The sequence below is a fragment of the Yersinia antarctica genome (genome assembly GCF_056636475.1).
Map to the genome: position 1 here is coordinate 1,397,315 of NZ_JBSJQF010000001.1, position 19,074 is coordinate 1,416,388.

Here is a 19,074-nt window from a genome sequence, read left to right on the forward strand (position 1 = left end):
CTCGTGATACTTAATCTCTCTCGGGCAGAACTTGCTGCGCAGTGGCCGCTGACAAATAGGCCGCCTCAAGCAAACCATAGGTTAATAAACTGTCCCGCCCCGACGTCTCCGGTTCGCGATTCTGGCGCAAACACTCAATAAAATGGCGTTGCGTATGCACCACGCTGTCCTGAATCTGTTTCCATGGCTCACTCGTCCATGAACGCGCGTCATGTTCGATCTTTTCTTGCCGGGACTCACCCTGGGTATGGAGGGTTAGCACCTGATCGGCGCCAATTAACAAGGTGCCTGCGGTACCTTCAATCTCGACCAATGTTTGTGGGAAGGGGTCTGGATAGCGTTGTGAGGCATAGCTGAAATCGAGCACTGTCGTTGCGCCATTCTCATGTGAGAGCAAGAGGGTGGCAGCATCTTCACCGGCAATACCCACCTTGATTTGCTGCGTGCGGCAAAACACCCCCTGAACCTCGCCAAATAGGAATCTCGCCAGATCCAATAAGTGGATCCCGACGTCCATGATCATGAAACGTTTAACTTTTATCAGATAAGGTTGGTTCGAATAGACATCAATGGCGGTTCGCCAGGAGAGCCGGCCAAAGGTTAATTGGCCCAATTCACCACGGTCGATAATTTTTTTGGCGGCCCTGAATACATTCTGAAAGCGAAAGTCTTCATGGACCATCAGCGGCACATTCGCGGCTTGTGCCATGGCAACCATCCGTCGGCATCCCGCAAGGTCGGGCGCAAACGGTTTTTGCACAATCACCGCGATATGGTGTGACACCGCAGTGCGAACCAAGGCTTCATGAGTTTCCATCGTGGTGGGAAGATCGACAAAATCTAATGTTTGTGCCGCCAACAGCGCATTAGCATCGTCGGTATAATGCGCGATGCCGAATTTCTCTGCCGCTGCTTTGGCTTTCTCAATATCCAGATCACATACCGCGACAATGTCGACATCTTCAATATCTTTCCAACCGGCCAGATGATTTTGGGCAAAAAAGCCACAGCCAATAACGGCCCCTTTCAGTTTTGAAGTCATTTATTTAATGGTCTCTGATAACTGATTCTTGCGACCGCATAGGCATCCAGACTGATGCCCTGACCAATATCCCGTGCCTCACTTGCTTGGCGGAATAGCTGTGGTGATAGTGCGGCCTGCTCACTGTGAGCAACATCCAGGATACGAACCTTTACAAGATCCACATCTGCCACCGTGACATTCACCGGTTCACTGGCAAGATTGGCAATCAACAAGATGTTTTCACGGTTTTCCTGCCAGCCAATAACGGCCAGTTTTTCATTGCTTGATGTCACCTCAAGGCGCGGTTTACCACTGGCGGAAGCCAAATCAGCCACCACATGAAATAACGGATACACGCTACCTTCACTCTGTTCATCCCACCACTGGCGGGCATAGCGCTGTTTAGTTGAAATCACGCCAAACGGCCCGGTCGGTGCCGCCAGAACCAAGCTATCAATGCCATATTTTGCGATTACGGCGGCGTAGCCAACATGCCACGCCGCAGCAAATAGGCCGCGCTGGCGAGGATCATTCGCGGCCAGCCCCACGCGGGCAGAATTCGGATTAACGACCGGACCCTCGCCATATGGGTTTAACCGCGCGCCAATCCCAATAGGGCCAATGCGATATGGCACATTGCCAGCGATGTGCCGAGCGGAGCGAATGATGTGTGGTAATGACTGCAAGGTTTCTATTACTGAGGCATCATCCGCCGCATGAACGGTGGGTGTTGTCGCATGTGTAATAAAATCAAATGCACCAAGAGAAGGGCGCTTGCGGTTGAATTCAGTAAAGAATGCAGGGCTTCCGCCCCCTACCGGAATACCAGGGAAGGCGTTTTTAGCTTCAGCATAGATAGTGGTATCAGTGGGGGATGGTGGGCGAACCTCACCGGGCTGGAATGAGCGTTCATCCGTTTTGGCGAAAATAGCCACTGATACCGGCGAGATGCCAACATCTTGCAACAGTTTTGCTGCCTGTGCTATCTCCGGTGCCGGGTCATGGCTGGCGGTTAACAGTAATTCAACCGCTACCGGAAACGTTGTGCGGGAAGCCAGTTGGCTTGCGGCGGCGAGATGTTCAATATTGTGTGACGAGGAGGGGTCATAGCGCAGCAAAAAATGTACCGGGCCAATATTGGCCAGTTGTGATGTATAAGCGATAGCCTGTGCACTCTCATCAGCAGACAGCCCCAAGCCAATGGCTGGCATGGATTGTTGGGTTAGCGCGCCAACATCCACGCGGGCAATGGGTGCCGCATCAATGACCGGTTTATCTGGTGATCGGTTGGTGTTGTCGCTGATATGAATGATGACTGATTGATGCAACACCTGCTCTGGTAGCAAGCGATAGGGGTAAGGCAAACCAATCGGGCGGTTGTATATCTTAAAAGAGGCATCCGACCAATTGCGATGGTCTTCGGCTTCAAAAATATCACCATCAAATCGAGTGACAACGGAGATATTCTCAATCGGCCGATGGGTAATTGCCCGAATATTGAATATAGGTTGCCCAGGGCTGATGGCATCAGGGATGGTTAAATCGGTACTTTCTCCCGTCGCATGTTCGACATGAACGGTGGTACCGGCAAACCCGACCAAGGGATACAGTACAACAAAACCGGTACGATTGGTTTCAAAAGAGGTGTCGGCAGCAATACGGGCGCTTGCTGACAATGTTCCATCGCTACGGCCTGCAAAGTGGATATTGACCCTGAGTTGTTCGCTGCCATTAACGTAATGTGCCTGATAGTTCACTTCAAAGGCATCATCACTCTGATGAATATCCAACCCACTAATCTGCGGTTCTGGCGTTCCCCATCCCGGAGTGCGAACCAAGAAGGTCACCGCCCGTAAAATTTCTACGCCATGCCAGCGAATCCAACGTAAAGATCCATTGTCAAATTCAGCGGATAAAGAGGTTGCTGACAGAGTTTGTTTGGCCGCCTCGATGACAGAGGTGCCGGTAAGGAAGATAGCTCTGCTCATCTTTTTTGCCTCTTGATGAAAATATCAAATGTCACGGCTGCAACAATAATGATGCCGATCAGCAACTGCTGTATGTATGGGGATATATTTAGAATGACCAGTCCGTTTAACAACACACCAATCAGCAGTGTGCCAATTACCGTTCCCCAAATACTGCCGGTTCCGCCATACAAACTGGTGCCACCAATAACTACCGCCGCTATCACATACAATTCATACTGGTTACCCGCCACGGCTTCTGCCGAATTCAGGCGTGCGGTGAGTAAAAAGCCGCCTAGCCCGGCGAATAATCCGGTTAGCGCATAAACACTGGTCACCACGCCTTTCACATTCAGGCCACATAAACGTGCCGCTTCAGGATTCGATCCAATGGCATAAATGGATCGGCCATAGCGGGTAAAGTGCAACGTGAGTGAGGCAATAATCGCGACCAGCGCAAAGACGATGACTGGCACCGGAACCGGGCCAACCATGCCACGCCCCCACCAACCAAAGGCTTCATCAACCCCACTGACCGGGCTGCCATTACTTATCATCAGCGTTAGCCCGCGAAATACGGTCAGCCCGCCCAAGGTCACGACAAAGGCGGGTACAGTCAGGCGGGCAATAATCAATCCTTGTAATGCGCCCGCTAGTCCGCCGGTGATAATTGCGGCCAATGCTGCCCATTGCCAGGCAATTTCCCGCCCATCAGAGAACAGCATAAACTGGCCTTCAATACCGCCTTTGGCGACTACCGCGGCGACCATTCCCGATAAAGCGGCAATCGCCCCGACGGATAAATCAATGCCACGGGTCAGAATAATAAATGTCATTCCCACCGCGATAATGCCGTAGATAGAAACTTGCCTGACAATATTAAAAAGATTGATTGATGAGAGAAAACGCGGAGCCAATAACGTAAATAGCGCCATCAGCAACACAAGAAAAATAAGTGGGGCATAACGCGCCAGAAGAGCTTTTTTCTTATTGCTGTTTTGATTTTTAATCAGGATTGTCGAGCTCATAGTCATATCTCTAATCCAATAAATTAATTCACACTTGCGCAATAGGGCGCGTCATTAATTGCATAACGTTTTCTTCATTCGCTTCCTGTGCCGACAACTCCCCGGTCAATTGACCGGCGCGCAGAGTGAGAATACGGTCACTGACGGCAAGGACTTCAGGTAAATCCGAGGAAATCAGAATGATAGCGACACCCTTTGCCGTCATATCACGTAGCAACCGGTGGACATCCGCTTTTGCGGCAATATCGACGCCGCGCGTCGGCTCATCGACAATCAGCAACGCTGGGTGCTGAGCCATCCAACGTGCCAGTACTACCTTTTGCTGATTGCCCCCTGATAAGGTGGCAATATTGGCCCCTAAACTGACGGCGCGCAGGTTTAGCTGTTTTTTAAAATCAAGAAAGGAAATCCGTTCACGTTGACGATCAATGACGTGGCGGTTCGTGCGTAAAGGGGAGTAGATAATCGCGAAATTCTCTTCCACCGTGAGCGACATAAACAAGGCTTGCTGCTTACGGTCTTCCGGCACCAGACCAATACCGGCAGCAATTGCATCACGGGGGGAGGCCGGGTGGTAGGCTTTGCCCTTAATACGTAATGTCCCGCTTCCTATTGGGTCTGCGCCAAATAACAGCCGGGCAATCTCAGTTCTTCCGGCCCCTACCAGCCCGGCAAAACCGACAATTTCACCCGCCCTGACCGTAAAGCTGACATTACGTACGGTGACACGTTCAGCTCCCGTCGCTGCACTCGACAGGTTTTCGACTTCCAGAATATTGCTACCTGTAATATGGCTCGCATTGCGGTCGAACTGTGCTAAATCGCGCCCTACCATCAAACGGACCAGACTCTCAATAGAGATATCTTTGACGTCTCCTTCTCCGACCAGTAGACCATCTCTTAACACGCTGTAGGTTTGGCATAAGGCTTTAATTTCTTCAAGGCGGTGACTGACGTAAATAACAGCCACTCCGCTTTTAGCAATGGTACGTACCACCTGTTGTAATTTATCCACTTCCGTTGGACTTAATGCAGCGGTTGGCTCATCCATAATAATTAATCGGGGTTTGGAGGTTAGCGCCCGTGCAATTTCAACTAACTGCTGTTCAGCAATGCTTAATTCAGCAATCTTGCGTAAGGGATTGATAGTCACGCCAAGTAATGCCAATACGTGGTGCGCATCTTTCACTATGGTGTTCCAACGGACAAAACCAAATCGATTCACCGGTAAATGTCCGGTGAAAATAGTTTCGGCCACCGTTAAATCAGGGAACAGGCTAAATTCCTGATGAATAGTTGTAATACCCGCCTTCCAGGCATCAAGTGGTTTATTAAATGAGGCCGTATGACCTTGCAAAATAATAGTGCCGCCATCAGGTTGGTGCACGCCACTTAATATATTAATTAGTGTTGATTTACCGGCCCCATTTTCGCCTAATAACGCTCTTATTTCCCCCACCTGCAAAGAAAAAGAGACGTTATCAAGCACCGTCTGACCAAAAAATAATTTGGTCAGATTCCTGACACTAATATATTCATCTATTTCCCGATTGATTTCCGGAGAATCGGGTGGCGATGAGAGTGATAACATAGTGGACGACATTATTTTACGAGCCCGATTCGTTCTGCATCATTAAGATTTTTGCTGGTAATTGCGACAGGGCTAACCAAGACATCTGCTGTTGCCGGGCGAGCACCTGTACGGATGTAATCGGTCAGAATTTTTACTGCCTCTCGGCCTTGTTTCCCTGGGTACTGATCGATTGTCGCGGTGAGTACACCGTCTCGTACCGCTTTCAATGCATCAGTTGAACCATCGTAACCAAAGATAGCAATCTTGCCTTTTAAGCCTCGCGCTTCAACCGCTTGGGCGGCCCCTAATGCGCTGTCATCATTAGCTGCAACAATAACTGTTGGGGTCTCAGCCAGGCCAGTTAACAGATTTTCTGTAACAGATAAGCCCTGGTCACGGTTAAAGCGTGCGGTTTGCTCGGCAACAAATTTGTAAAGTTCAGGCTGCTTATCCAACGTGTCATGCACACCCTTATTACGATCGTTTGCTGTTTTGTCGCCCGGAATGCCCTGTAAGTTAATAATAGTGGCTCCTTGAGGGAATAATTTTGCTACGGCTTCCCCTTGGCTCTGTGCACCAATCAAATTATCTGCGGCTACATTGGCAATAACTTCGGGTACCCCATTTACCGGGCGGTCAATAGTGACCACGGAAATACCTTCTTTAATCGCATTACGTAATACGGGAGCCAGAGCGGTTGCATCGGCTGGGGCAATAATAATGCCATCAACCCCTTGAACAATTGCTGCTTCAATATCGGCAATTTGTTTAGGTGCGCTTAATTGGCCATCAGAGCGAATGATTTTTATATTACCTAATTTTTTAGCTTCATCTTCAAGTTGCTCTTGTAGAAAAACAAAATGAGGAAAACTGTATGTTAATGCTGAAACTAAAATCGTCACCGGAGCGTCTTTGCCTTTCGGCGCAGCATTAGCTGACAATGCAAAGGTGCTCAGTGTGATAGCTAATGTTGTTATTAAATAAGTTATTTTGCGCATAAGATAGTACTTCCCCGTTATATAAAATTATCTAATATATAGTTTTTGTAAAAACAACATGAAAAGAGTGGTTAATTACACTTATTGTGAATCTTATTGGTGAAATAATAGGATTTGACTATATCATGAGGATGATTATTTGAAATGGCAGTTCTACAGAATAATTTCGTCTTTAAATATGCGAAAAATAGAATATTAATTTCAGCAAATAATTAGCTAAAGAATATATTGATAATATGACTGTCGAAGAGCGACTACCTTGCACAGGCAGCTAAGATATTAAAATAAGTCAGACCAGCATGTTAAAATTATACCGGTCGGCAACGGAGAATATTGTTTAAAACCGGTATGGGCGGTGGGCAGCCCTGAGTCAGGGAGGGTAACACTGGCGACTTGAAATCCGGTCTGCTGCGGGGCAGATAATCAGCATGCGACTCAATATGCCGATATCTGGTGCAGAGGACATCGTTTAAGAACACGTGGGTTCAGTCAAATAAACCACTGTTTACTGGCTATTGTCGCAGCGCCGCTGGCACCGTTAAATGCTGACGATGAAGCTTGCACGAAGCGCACTACGTCATGGGAAAGCGGGCGGCGCAAATAAGTTCGTATTTGCCGGATCAATGCTTCTAGTGGGAAACCCGGCATATCCATCACCCCGCCGCCGAGCACTATCGCATGGGGATCAAACAGATTAATGCTGGTGGCAATGGCTTTCGCCGTTCGTTGCATAAACTGCACAATAAACGGCTGCCCGGTGGCATAGAGAAACAGTTCACTTAGCTCAAACTCGCGCGGCGTGCTGTCATACCATCGGCGTAATGCTAAGCCGGAGCAGGTGGTTTCCAAACAGCCGTAATTGCCGCATCCACACTGCTTTTCATCATCTCCCATGGGGATATGCCCCAATTCACCTGCTACGCCGCGTGCTCCAGTCCAGGGGGCGCCATTCATCCAGATAGCAAACCCCATGCCGGTACCAAGATAAGCACCGAGCACCAATTGCCGCTCAAGTTGATGTTCATGTACGTCATAGGAGAGTTGCATATTAACATCACGCTCGAATTGAACCGGGCAGTGTAGCGCCGCACTCAGCTTATCGGCCAGCCCCGCCAGGTCAGTCGAGGTTAACGGTAAATTTGGCGTGGAAATAATGCTCTTTTTGTCGTTCTCTACCAGTGCCGGGAACCCCATGACCAGCCCTTGGTAGCATGCATTATAACGTTCAAGATATTGATGCAGTCGGGCGCTTAATCCAGCAACTAACCCCGAGGCAATGACATCAGCGGTACGTAACATCTCACAATGAAGCATCACACCATCGCGCTTGAGTAAACAAAAGCGGATATGGGTCGCCCCCATATCGACCCCGATCACCACGTCATATTTAGGCATGCTGTAACACCTCACTCTTGGCATGAATGATTTGTTGCGACATCAGCGCCCAGGCTTTATCGATATCAGAGGCATGATTGAACAGCCCAGAAGAGCCAACAATTAGCACATCGGCCCCAGCCTCAATCAGACGTTGGTAAGTTGCCTGATTACAAGAACCATCAATTTCAATTTCATAATTAAGCTGGTTTTTTTCACGCCAGGCTTTCAGTTCAACAATTTTATCTAACATTTCAGGGATAAATGGCTGTCCGGCAAAGCCAGGGTCCACCGTCATGACGGTTATTTTATCTGCTTTATGAATGTAATATTTCATGCTATCGACCGGTGTTTCTGGATTGAGGATCAGGCCGACTTTCATCCCTAAACTGCGGATCTCCTCGATCAAGCGAAATGCTTGCCCGTTGAGGGTTTCTGGGTGCAGCGTGATAAAGTCTGCGCCCGCTTTTGCCAAAGGAGCAATGTAATCCTGTGGGCGCGTCACCATTAAGTGGCAGTCCAGTGGTTTGTTGGCGATACGTTTCACTTGGCTGACGAAAAAGGGGGACAGTGTCAGGTTAGGCACAAAATGGCCATCCATAATGTCGATGTGAAAATAGTCCGCATTTTGGTCAATAAATTCAATTTGCTCTTTAAATTTCAGCAAATCCATACACATCAGGGAGGGAGATATCTTCATTATCGAGTCCTTACTTACTGATAAGTCGGTCGAGGGCGACAGCGGCAATAATCAGGCCGCCCATCACCACCAGTTGGTAATAGGTTTGTACTTGGAGAATATTTAGACCGTTATTGATGGTGCCTATAATCAGGCCACCAATAACCACAGAAAAGATGCGCCCCTTGCCCCCAAAGAAGCTGGTACCACCAATAATGGCACTGGCGATGGCATAGGTTTCAAACCCCATCCCGGCCAGCGGTTCAGCCGCGCCAAGGCGGGCTGTCGAAACCACGCCAGCAAGACCGGCACAAATACCCGAGATGATAAACACGACTAGCATGTGAAATTTCACATCGATGCCGGAATAGAAAGCTGAGTTTTTATTGCCGCCCAAGGCGTAGATATTGCGACCAAGGCGTGTACGGGTGGTCAGAAACCAAAGCACTATGGCGATAAACAGGGCGAATAACACCGGTACCGGAATGCCTAACACACTGGCAGCAAAGAAATTTACAAACTCAAACGAGAAGCCATACACCGAGTTGGCATCAGAAATCACCAAGGTGATACCGCGAAAAATGGCATTGGTGCCAAGAGTGATGATGAAAGGGTGCAGGCCGGTCCAGTTGACCAGACAGCCATTGATGGCCCCCAGCGCGCCACCTACCAGCACACCACCAATCAGTGCTGCGAATATTGGATCGACCCCAGCCAGCATCAATTTTGCGGTAACCATGCCAGACAGCGCCAGAATCGCACCAACAGACAAGTCTATCCCCGCCACTAAAATGGCAAAGAACTCCCCCATCCCAATTAATACGGTGACCGAGCTTTGGACGAATATTTGCGTGATGTTATTGGTAGTAAGGAAATACTCCGACGAAATAGAGCCAAAGATAGCCACAATGATCGCCAGAATGAAAAAAGTGCCGTATTTATCCCAAAAAGCGGCGAAGTTAAACGGCTTTTTCCCAGCCGTATCCGATTTCACTCTTGTGGTAATGCCCATGCCATAATCTCCTCTTCGCTGATGTCATCGCGGTTGGTCAGGATTTGCGTCAATCGTCCTTCACAAAACACCGCAATACGGTCGCAAACGGTAATAATTTCGGGAAGCTCAGAGGAGACCATCAGAATGACTTTCCCCTCATCCGCAAGGGTGCGCATCACTTTATAGATCTCGGCTTTAGCACCCACATCAATGCCTCGGGTGGGTTCATCAAAAATAATCACGTCGGGATGACAGCATAACCATTTAGAAATCAATACTTTTTGCTGATTCCCGCCAGACAGTTCTGTGATGTTTTGCGACACCGAATGGCACTTTAGTGCCAGTAGGCTTCGTTGTTCTTCGGCAATTTCCTGCTCAAGCTGTGGCTTAACCAACCCCATTGCACCTTTGTAACCCCCTTCTTTTAAGCTATGGCTGATAGCCATGTTTTCAGCGATAGAGAAATTGCCGAAAAAACCGTTTTCACGCCGGCTTTCAGTGATATAGCCCATGCCTTTTTTCAGTGCATCCAGCGGGGAGCGGGGGGTGATATTTTTGCCATTCAGCCAGACTTCGCCATGGCTGGTTTTGTCGACACCAAACAGGCAATTCATTAATTCGGTGCGGCCAGAACCCACCAAACCGGCAAACCCGAAGATCTCGCCCCGGTTGACAGCAAATGAAATATCGCGGACTTTTTTCTTATCGCGACTGGTCAGGTTTTTCACCTCAAACACCGTGTCGCGTACTACGTTGCCGGTATTTTCTTTGAAGGCAATAAAGCGGTTTTGTAATTCGCGCCCGACCATCAAGCGCACAATATCGTCGTTAGTGACATCCTGAATCATGCCGCTACACACACTGCTACCATCTTTCATTACTGTATAGCGATCGCAAATACGGCGGATCTCATTCAGTTTATGAGAGATATAAACAATGGCTGTGCCCTCCTTGCGCAACTGATTCATAATTAAGAAGAGATAATCTACCTCTTTATTAGTTAGTGATGAGGTTGGCTCATCCATAATAATAACTTTAGCATCGAGCATTAATGTTTTAGCAATTTCCAACATCTGTTTATGACTGATAGATAAATTAGCCACTTTTTCATCAAGGCTGACTTTTAAACCCACGCGCAATAACATTATTGCTGCCTGGATACGCATTTTTCTCCAGTCTACAATGTTTATACCGCAGACTTTTTTCGTCAGGTGACGGCCAATATAAAGATTTTCTAATACTGTCAATTCATCAATAACACTAAGTTCCTGATAAATGATTCCGATACCTAATTGCGCTGCCTGTTTATGGTCCAGTTTGTCGTAATTAATATCATTAATAGTTATTGAGCCACTCGTTGGAGAGTGAATACCTGACAATACTTTCATTAACGTTGATTTACCTGCGCCATTCTCACCTAATAACGCATGAATTTCATGTGTAAAAACAGTTAAATCAACGGACTTTAAGGCATGAACCGGCCCAAAGGATTTGCCGATCCCCGCCATAGAGATATAAGGCGTGACCATATAATCACCTTAGTTTTTTATTCCTACCGAAATCTACCCTTACCCGACCTAACCCGTAAGAGGAAAACCGAGTGAGTGGCTCTGCTCTTTAATCGGATATTAGCCGGGTGGGTACGGCTATAATGCTATTTGGTGACCAGTACAGAATCCACTAGCGTAAACTGCGGCTGTTTATCCAATGGGATCACTTTCCCCCGTTGAACCGCTTCCACCAGCAGCTTCAACCCGGTAGCACCGATATTCGCTGGGTTTTGTGCAACCGTGGCGGTCATTTGCCCGGCATCTACCATCTTACGTGCTTCGGGTATTCCGTCGGTGCCGACAACCAGAATCTTGCCAACTTTACCTGCATTGGCGACTGCCTGTGCTGCCCCCATCGCCATGGTGTCATTGGCACAATAGATAGCTTTCAGATTGGGGTTGCGCTGCAAAACATTGGTGGCGACATCTAGCGCTTTAATACGATCCCAATCAGCAGGCTGGCTGGCAACTAATTTGATTTGGCTGGCTTGCTTAAATGCTTCGGTTGCTCCCGCACGGCGTGCTTCACCAGAAGCGTTACCCGCTTTACCTTCGATAATAGCGACTTCACCACCGGTAGTGCCTAATTTATCAATAATAAAAGCCGCTCCTTTGGCACCTACCGCATTATTGTCGGTCGTGACAAAGGCCTCGACATTGCCTTTAGCTTTTTTCAGATTATCCATATCAATTTTCTCGTCGAGATTGACCAGATAAATTCCTTTTTGCCAGACACGAGCCACAGGCATAACCAGGTTAACTGAAGACAGTAGCGCAAAGGCTATACCTTTGTAATTCTTATTACTCAGATCTTCGAATAATTGCAGTTGAGACTGAAAGTCACCTTCAGAGGGGGACGCAAATATATCTACACTGACACCTAATACTTTTGCCTCCTCTTCAATTCCTTTTTTCATATCCACCCAAAAAGGATTAGAGAGCGTTTTTAAAATAACCGCATACTCTGCGGCAGCGAACGCACTGGTGGATAACATCATACCTATGGCTGCACCACTAAAGAGTTTTAGAAGTTTATTCATGGCTCATTTCTCATTGTAGGGAGAGAGTTCCGGCATGTCTTAAAATAGAGACATGCCGGTTTTTTATTACTATTATTTATCTCGCCGGAAAAAGTCGACAATAGCGCCGGTTTTTTCCAGATTAATCGTGGCTCGTTCAATATCTTGTTGTGCTACAGAAACAAAAAATGCATCTAATAATGTGAGTTGTAATATACGCGCTGAGGCGTTTCGCCCTAATAAAGGGGTCTCTGGTGCTGGCGAACAAATAATAAAATCAGCCAGTTTGGCAATAGGGGAGTGATAGCTATGAGTAATACATATAATCTTCGCTCCATTCTTCTTTGCCAATTCTACAGCGGCTTTTAAATCACTGGTGCGCCCGGAATGGGACACTACCAGCACCACATCACCTTCTTTCAGTAATGCAGCGGACATCATCATAATGTGTGCGTCTTGGTAAGCCTGGCAACGCACGCCTATACGCAGTAGTTTATGCGCGATATCGGCACAAATCGAATTCGAGCCACCCACGCCGTATAAATCACGCTGTCTGGCACCATAGAAAAAGCGTGCAGCACGGTGGATTTCATCGACGTTAACGATCGATTGCCCTTCCATAATCGTGCGCAGGGTGATGTTAAATACCTTATTAACCACATCCTCTGGCGCTTCATCAAACGATAACTCAGCCGGTAACACCTGTTCAGACTGCGAGAAGTAATCAATCAACGTACTGCGCAGATTGCGAAAGCCACTAAAACCCAGCAGTTTTGAAACTTTAACAATCATTGCTTCCGACACCATGAGGGTCTCGGCAACATCCTTAATCGCCGGTGCGGCACTCAAGTTCCCAGGTGTAAGAAACCATTCAACAATACGGCTTTCATTTTCCGTCATCCCCTCCTGCTTCATTCGTAGGTAGGGGGCGATACCGATCCCGTTAGGAATACCTTGATCAAACTCTGACTGACTCATCTCGGTCCCATGTCCAAAAATTGAAGACGTCACTATATCACCACAATGTGTTGACGAAATATGCAATCAACTTCACAGAATTTGATAATTTATAAAGTAACTATGGTTTGTGTAGTTTCTCATTGGCGGGATTAAATATTATAAATCAATTTATTATAATTAAAATCAATTGGTTGTGTGTATTGCGTAGAGGTTATTTAACGGGATGTTCTTTATGGTTACTACACAAGTTATTTAAATTCGATGATTATTGTGCGTAAAATGGACACATTGCCGCGGCCATTGTCGGGGTTTTTAACTAAAAGTATCGTTTTAGCTCACATAAAAATGAAATTTGTGAAGTTTGGCTTACTGACGAATGAGAGGTTATTCAATGAAAAGTATTGCTCTGGGTTGCGATCATGTTGGATTTATTCTGAAAGCGGATATTGTTGCTCACTTACAAACGCGTGGCATCAAGGTGATTGACAAAGGTTGGTGGTCTACAGAACGTACGGATTATCCACGTTATGCCAATGAAGTTGCTGAGGCGGTGACGGCTGGGGAAGTTGATGGTGGCGTCTTGATTTGTGGTACGGGCGTAGGCATCTCGATTACGGCAAATAAACATCCCGGTATCCGCGCGGTAGTGTGCAGCGAACCTTATTCGGCACAGCTTTCCCGACAACATAATAATACTAATGTACTGGCTTTTGGCTCTAGGGTCGTAGGGTTGGAACTGGCTAAGATGATTGTGGATGCCTGGCTTGATGCAGAATTTGAAGGGGGGCGACATCAAACACGGGTAGACGCCATAACCGAGGTGGAAACACGATTTAACGCATTGTAATAAGACCGACCACTATTCCTGTCGATATGTAGAAAGGGTTCGTTATCCCCCCATCTTGCGAGGGGGGATAGACTTATTTGCTGATGCGCTCGACATAGCCTTGACCAATGACAAGGCGGCCTATGGGGCAGCCACTTTATAATCAGGGCCGTTTGTCTTCTCACTGGTGTTAAAGCATGGCTTATCAACTTAATCTTAATTGGCCCGAATTTTTAGAGAAATACTGGCAAAAACAACCTGTTATATTAAAAAATGCCTTCCCTAACTTCATTGATCCTATTACGCCAGACGAACTGGCGGGTTTGGCGATGGAAGCGGAGGTAGATAGCCGCCTAGTCAGCCATAGTAATGGTCAGTGGCAGGCCAGTAATGGGCCGTTTGAGCATTTTGATAATCTGGGTGAGACCGGATGGTCGTTGTTGGCTCAGGCTGTTAATCACTGGCATGCTCCGTCTGCCGAACTGGTGCGCCCATTTCGCGTGCTGCCGGACTGGCGTTTAGACGATCTGATGATCTCTTTTTCCGTACCGGGTGGGGGTGTTGGACCGCATATCGACCAATACGACGTCTTTATCATTCAGGGGATGGGCAGCCGCCGCTGGCGCGTGGGTGACAAATTACCATTGAAGCAGTTTTGCCCACATCCGGCGCTGCTCCACGTTGAGCCTTTCACACCAATCATTGATGAAGACCTCGAACCGGGTGACATTTTATATATCCCGCCGGGCTTTCCGCACGACGGTTTCACCCATGAGACGGCGCTCAATTACTCTGTCGGATTTCGCGGGCCGAATGGCAGGGATCTGATCAGTAGTTTTGCTGACTATGCGCTGGAGAAAGATCTCGGCGGTGAGCACTACAGTGATCCTGATTTAACCTGCCGGGAACATCCGGGGCGGGTTGAGGAACACGAGCTTGATCGCTTGCGCCAGATGATGGTTGATATGATTAATCAGCCGGAAGATTTTAAGCAGTGGTTCGGCCGCTTTGCTACCACGCCGCGCCATGAGTTGGATATTTCTGCCGCGCAACCACCCTACGAGCAGGATGAAATTGTGGGTGCTTTGATGGATGGTCAGATCTTGACGCGCCTGAGTGGCTTACGTGTTCTGCAAGTTGGCGACAGTTTCTTTATCAACAGTGAACGGCTGGAAACGACCGATGCTAAAGCTGCTGACGCACTGTGTCGTTACACCATGATTGGCAAGAAAGAGCTAGGTGAGGCACTAAATAACCCAGCTTTCATGGCTGAGTTAACCGAATTGATTAATCAGGGTTACTGGTTCTTCGACGAATAAAAATGCAATCAAGAGTGGCTTCCGAATGCGAATATCATGATGAGATTCGGAGGCCGCAGTGATTTTCCCACCTTGTATACAAACCAAACGATTAATCAAGCCGGGGCATTTTTATGGCTATAACCGATCTTTTATTGGCGATTTTTTATAAAGTTAATTTGATTTGAAGGGGAATAAGATAAGAAATAATTTAACGATAATAAAATAAATTATGGATGGCTGAGGGGATGTTTAATACTACAGGGACTAAATGTAAAGGCATTAATAAATAGCCCCACTTAATCTAAGTGGGACTTTATGCTATTATTTTGTCTTAGTTTTTGGCTGTCTGATCAGTGGTGGTAGTATTCTGGCCCTGGCTGATAGAGTAGGTCCCTTTATAGCTATCACTGTCGCCGATATTTGCCATTGAAACAGTTGGTGCCAGGATTGCTGCGATAAGTGCGATTGCTGCGATGGTAGTTTTCATAATAAATTCTCTTCTATTTGTGTATGTGAAAGTGGGTTGCTTTCGATAGGAATAATGTTACTCCGATCACAGAATTTGAATACTAAAGAGAATTGTTCATCTTGTTCAAAAAAAATGAATGAATAAGGGCGATGGACCCTTTGTTATAATGAGCATAATTTATCACTGCACAGAAACAAGAGGCGCGCGGTTGTACAACTCGCTAACTATTGATGAGTTTCATCTGCTTTACCGTTGCTCAACAGGGTACTTACGCAGGCATATCAATGAATGAGGAAAGTGGTCTTCTAAAATCTTCAGGATGTGGGGATAACGCCACTGTTCGTAAATGGCGATTACAGATAAACCATATCTCATCGCGGTCATTAGACAATATATAGTAAGCATCTGAGGTTTCTGATGGATTGAATAGACCTAATGCTCGATAGGCAGATGTTTCATTAAAGCCGCTCTGAAGTGGTAGTGGCCTTGGCCCATTGTCCATTTCACTGACTCTTAGATACAGCCCTTGTTCCAGCCACACCATCAGATAACCTCAAATTAAGTAAATTTGCATTAATTATAGTGCACAAATATTTATGATTTATAAGACTCGTCTGTTAATCAAAAAAAGAGGGGCAAGTGAAGTGAGTCCCCCCATTGATTCCCTATCATCCTAGGGGCAGGACAACTCAGCATAGGTCGCTAAATTTTACGGCGACAAGATATTGATAGCCTCATTAGGCCATTCCACTTATACGTGGCAGAATATAAAAAAATAAATACAACTATTTCACCTGAGATGACAAATAGATAAATATGGATCGTTCACGCTTACTAAAGTTCCTGCTGCCTTATCTGTGGCCTAAATATAACCCTAAGCTTCGCTATTATTTGGTCGCTGCGGTGATATTTATGGTGGTTTCCAAGGTCAGTACCACTCTGGTCCCACTGGCCTATAAGGCAATGGTTGATACATTAAGCAGTGAGAACGCCAAGATGCTGGCTATTCCAATTGGTTTCATTATTGCATACGGCATCGCCAGAATTAGCGCCTCCTTATTTGAGGAACTGCGGAACGTGATGTTTGTACATGTTAGCCAGAATGCGACTCGGTTACTCGGCTTACGTGTATTTAAACAATTGCATGAACTAAGTTTGCGCTTTCATCTGGACCGACAAACCGGTGGTTTGTCACTGTCAATTGAGCGAGGAACTCAAGCCGTTGCTACTGTACTTTCGCGCTTGCTGTTCTCTATCTTCCCAATTTTGTTTGAAATAACACTGGTTTCGTTGATCATGTGGCATCTATTAGATGGCTGGTTTGCTATCGCGATTTTGGTGACGGTTGGGTGCTATATCTTGTTTACGGTTATGGCCGTCAGTTGGCGAACCCGCTTCAGGCGTGAGCTAAATAAAGCCAATGCCGATGCTAACACTAAGTCTATCGACAGCTTGCTCAATTATGAAACAGTGAAATATTTTGGTAATGAAGCGTTTGAAGCGCAGCGTTTCAACACCTCACGGCAACTCTATGAACATGCGGCAATCAAAAATCAATTCAGTTTTACTGCATTGAGCCTTGGGCAGACTGCAATAATCTCAATTGGATTGGTCGTCATGATGGCGATGGCGGCGCAAGGTATCACGCAGGGCAACATGACTATCGGTGATTTCGTATTAGTTAATGCCTATCTGCTTCAGTTATATCAACCACTTAATTTCTTTGGGTTTATCTATTCTGAGATCAGACAAGCCCTGATTGATATGGAAAATATGCTCGATCTGCTGATGGTTAAGAAAGAAGTGACTGATAGACCAGATGCATTACCTTTGAAACTGACACAAGGTGAAGTCCGTTTTGAGTCGGTCAGCTTTGGTTATGACCCTCGCAGACCTATTCTGGATAACGTGAGTTTCAGCATCCCTGCAGGTAAAACAGTCGCTGTAGTGGGGGCCTCCGGTGCGGGGAAATCAACGCTTTCACGTTTATTGTTCCGTTTTTATGATGTGACGGGCGGCGCGATTTATATTGATAATCAGGATATTCGGGCGGTTACCCAGTCAAGTTTGCGCGAAGCGATTGGCATTGTACCGCAGGATACCGTGCTGTTTAATGACACATTGCGTTATAACATCGCTTATGGCAGAACGTCTGCAACTTTTGCAGAGATAGAACGCGCGGCAAAACTGGCACATATCCATAAATTTATTACTAGCCTGCCAGATGGGTATGATACGCGGGTAGGGGAACGGGGGTTGAAGCTTTCCGGTGGCGAAAAACAGCGGGTAGCCATTGCGCGCACTATTCTCAAAAACCCCGCAATATTGGTATTCGATGAAGCGACCAGTGCGTTAGATACGCAAACTGAGCGCGAAATTCAGGCTCATCTGCGAGAAGTTAGTCGCGACCATACTACGTTGGTGATTGCCCATCGCCTATCAACAATCATTGATGCGGATGAAATTATTGTATTGGATGCCGGCGCAATTGTAGAGCGAGGCCGCCACGACGCACTATTACTGACCAATGGGCGTTACGCCGCTATGTGGCAAAATCAATATCATGAGGAGGAGCAACTCGTAGTGTAACTCGCCGCCCGTAAGGGTTATTCAAAAGAGTGCATTAAGATGAAGGTGCCCTCGCTTCTTTGGTATCGGTTGATTTGTGGAACCAATTCTCTGAAATGCGCAGTGGCACAATGTATGTCTAAAGCGGCTTGATCTGGCCATTCCTCAACAAAAATAAAATGGCCAGGGTCTTTATGGTTGATACATAAGTCATAGGATATACAAAGTGGTTCACGCTTTGTACTGGCCACTAATTGTTTATACAGCGGCATAACATCGATAATGTGTTCCGGTTTTATAAAATCTTGGGCAATAACTTTTAGCATTTTTTACTTATGTAACCTCGATTCAATAGAGATAAATAACGCGCGGTGCCAGAAAATGTTATGTAGAGACCGCTCTCTGGCAATTGTTTCATTGTTGGATGATGGCTACGCCCCGGTAAAGTAGGTATAAGCGAATACCGCCAGTGCAATGGCTATCATAATCATGGTTGTCTTTCTCATTCCTGCTCCGATTCTGTGGTCTGTTTTTGTTTTGAGGTTAATCCAACAAGATAACGGAAAATAGCTTAAAAGACACTGATGTGCAGTTCAATATGAGAAATGATCCCTGCGAAAAATTGATCTGTGGATGGCATCGCTGTCACCCCAGCGATGCTATTTAAGTATGGTATTACCTGTGCCGCCAAAATAGTGATAGATAGTTTCAATTGAAGTAAACATGCGCATGTCATTTTTAGTG

At 46.7% G+C, this 19,074-nt stretch carries 17 protein-coding genes; 3 read left to right on the top strand and 14 right to left on the bottom strand.

Features of this window, described 5'->3' with window-relative positions; all coding sequences use genetic code 11:
- Positions 1-10: 10 nt before the first annotated feature.
- From ACWJJO_RS06315 to ACWJJO_RS06365, 11 genes are all read right to left on the bottom strand, one after another.
- On the bottom strand, positions 11-1,042 hold the full coding sequence (locus tag ACWJJO_RS06315) for a Gfo/Idh/MocA family protein (protein ID WP_083159725.1): 1,032 nt from the start codon (positions 1,040-1,042) through the stop codon (positions 11-13).
- A complete protein-coding gene (locus ACWJJO_RS06320) occupies positions 1,039-3,012 on the bottom strand; it encodes a D-apionate lactonase family protein (protein ID WP_420073594.1) in 1,974 nt (657 codons plus the stop codon). Before ACWJJO_RS06320 ends, ACWJJO_RS06315 begins: the two co-directional genes overlap by 4 nt.
- Positions 3,009-4,019 (bottom strand): ABC transporter permease, encoded by a 1,011-nt coding sequence (locus ACWJJO_RS06325; RefSeq protein WP_083163817.1) that lies wholly within the window; start codon positions 4,017-4,019, stop codon positions 3,009-3,011. The genes ACWJJO_RS06320 and ACWJJO_RS06325 overlap by 4 nt, the downstream gene beginning before the upstream one ends.
- Positions 4,020-4,047: 28 nt before the next feature.
- Positions 4,048-5,622 carry a sugar ABC transporter ATP-binding protein gene (locus tag ACWJJO_RS06330; protein ID WP_481090796.1) on the bottom strand — a complete coding sequence of 525 codons (1,575 nt, stop codon included), beginning with the start codon at positions 5,620-5,622 and terminating at the stop codon, positions 4,048-4,050.
- Positions 5,622-6,590 carry a substrate-binding domain-containing protein gene (locus ACWJJO_RS06335; RefSeq protein ID WP_481090797.1) on the bottom strand — a complete coding sequence of 323 codons (969 nt, stop codon included), beginning with the start codon at positions 6,588-6,590 and terminating at the stop codon, positions 5,622-5,624. The genes ACWJJO_RS06330 and ACWJJO_RS06335 overlap by 1 nt, the downstream gene beginning before the upstream one ends.
- A 489-nt stretch (positions 6,591-7,079) precedes the next feature.
- Positions 7,080-7,985 (bottom strand): allose kinase, encoded by a 906-nt coding sequence (gene alsK, locus ACWJJO_RS06340; RefSeq protein WP_481090798.1) that lies wholly within the window; start codon positions 7,983-7,985, stop codon positions 7,080-7,082.
- Positions 7,978-8,664, bottom strand: coding sequence for a D-allulose 6-phosphate 3-epimerase (alsE, locus tag ACWJJO_RS06345; RefSeq protein ID WP_083159717.1), 687 nt, complete (start codon positions 8,662-8,664; stop codon positions 7,978-7,980). Before alsE ends, alsK begins: the two co-directional genes overlap by 8 nt.
- Positions 8,665-8,674: 10 nt before the next feature.
- Positions 8,675-9,655 (bottom strand): D-allose ABC transporter permease, encoded by a 981-nt coding sequence (alsC, locus tag ACWJJO_RS06350; protein ID WP_049605299.1) that lies wholly within the window; start codon positions 9,653-9,655, stop codon positions 8,675-8,677.
- Positions 9,634-11,166: a D-allose ABC transporter ATP-binding protein AlsA gene (gene alsA, locus ACWJJO_RS06355; protein ID WP_372568852.1), complete on the bottom strand. Its 1,533-nt coding sequence runs from the start codon at positions 11,164-11,166 to the stop codon at positions 9,634-9,636. The genes alsC and alsA overlap by 22 nt, the downstream gene beginning before the upstream one ends.
- 125 nt (positions 11,167-11,291) lie before the next feature.
- Positions 11,292-12,227, bottom strand: a complete 936-nt coding sequence (gene alsB / locus ACWJJO_RS06360; RefSeq protein ID WP_481090799.1) for a D-allose transporter substrate-binding protein — start codon at positions 12,225-12,227, stop codon at positions 11,292-11,294.
- 72 nt (positions 12,228-12,299) lie between these two features.
- On the bottom strand, positions 12,300-13,184 hold the full coding sequence (locus tag ACWJJO_RS06365) for a MurR/RpiR family transcriptional regulator (protein WP_083159713.1): 885 nt from the start codon (positions 13,182-13,184) through the stop codon (positions 12,300-12,302).
- Between the two features lie 373 nt (positions 13,185-13,557).
- On the opposite strand from ACWJJO_RS06365, the gene rpiB reads away from it, so the two are divergent.
- Both rpiB and ACWJJO_RS06375 read left to right on the top strand, forming a co-directional pair.
- Positions 13,558-14,013, top strand: a complete 456-nt coding sequence (rpiB, locus tag ACWJJO_RS06370) for a bifunctional allose-6-phosphate isomerase/ribose-5-phosphate isomerase RpiB (RefSeq protein WP_050286045.1) — start codon at positions 13,558-13,560, stop codon at positions 14,011-14,013.
- Between the two features lie 176 nt (positions 14,014-14,189).
- Positions 14,190-15,311, top strand: coding sequence for a ribosomal protein uL16 3-hydroxylase (locus tag ACWJJO_RS06375; protein ID WP_083159711.1), 1,122 nt, complete (start codon positions 14,190-14,192; stop codon positions 15,309-15,311).
- A gap of 313 nt (positions 15,312-15,624) precedes the next feature.
- Here ACWJJO_RS06375 and ACWJJO_RS06380 read toward each other — a convergent pair whose 3' ends face one another.
- Both ACWJJO_RS06380 and ACWJJO_RS06385 read right to left on the bottom strand, forming a co-directional pair.
- Complete coding sequence (locus tag ACWJJO_RS06380) at positions 15,625-15,780, bottom strand: hypothetical protein (RefSeq protein WP_193784700.1); 156 nt, start codon at positions 15,778-15,780, stop codon at positions 15,625-15,627.
- A gap of 250 nt (positions 15,781-16,030) precedes the next feature.
- Positions 16,031-16,306 (bottom strand): hypothetical protein, encoded by a 276-nt coding sequence (locus ACWJJO_RS06385; RefSeq protein ID WP_083159708.1) that lies wholly within the window; start codon positions 16,304-16,306, stop codon positions 16,031-16,033.
- A 272-nt stretch (positions 16,307-16,578) separates the two neighbouring features.
- Between ACWJJO_RS06385 and ACWJJO_RS06390 the strand changes: the two genes are divergently transcribed.
- Complete coding sequence (locus ACWJJO_RS06390) at positions 16,579-18,351, top strand: ABCB family ABC transporter ATP-binding protein/permease (protein ID WP_481090800.1); 1,773 nt, start codon at positions 16,579-16,581, stop codon at positions 18,349-18,351.
- Positions 18,352-18,368: 17 nt separating this feature from the next.
- On the opposite strand, the gene ACWJJO_RS06395 is transcribed toward ACWJJO_RS06390, so the two are convergent.
- Positions 18,369-18,656 (bottom strand): putative quinol monooxygenase, encoded by a 288-nt coding sequence (locus ACWJJO_RS06395; protein ID WP_083159704.1) that lies wholly within the window; start codon positions 18,654-18,656, stop codon positions 18,369-18,371.
- Positions 18,657-19,074: the final 418 nt, after the last annotated feature.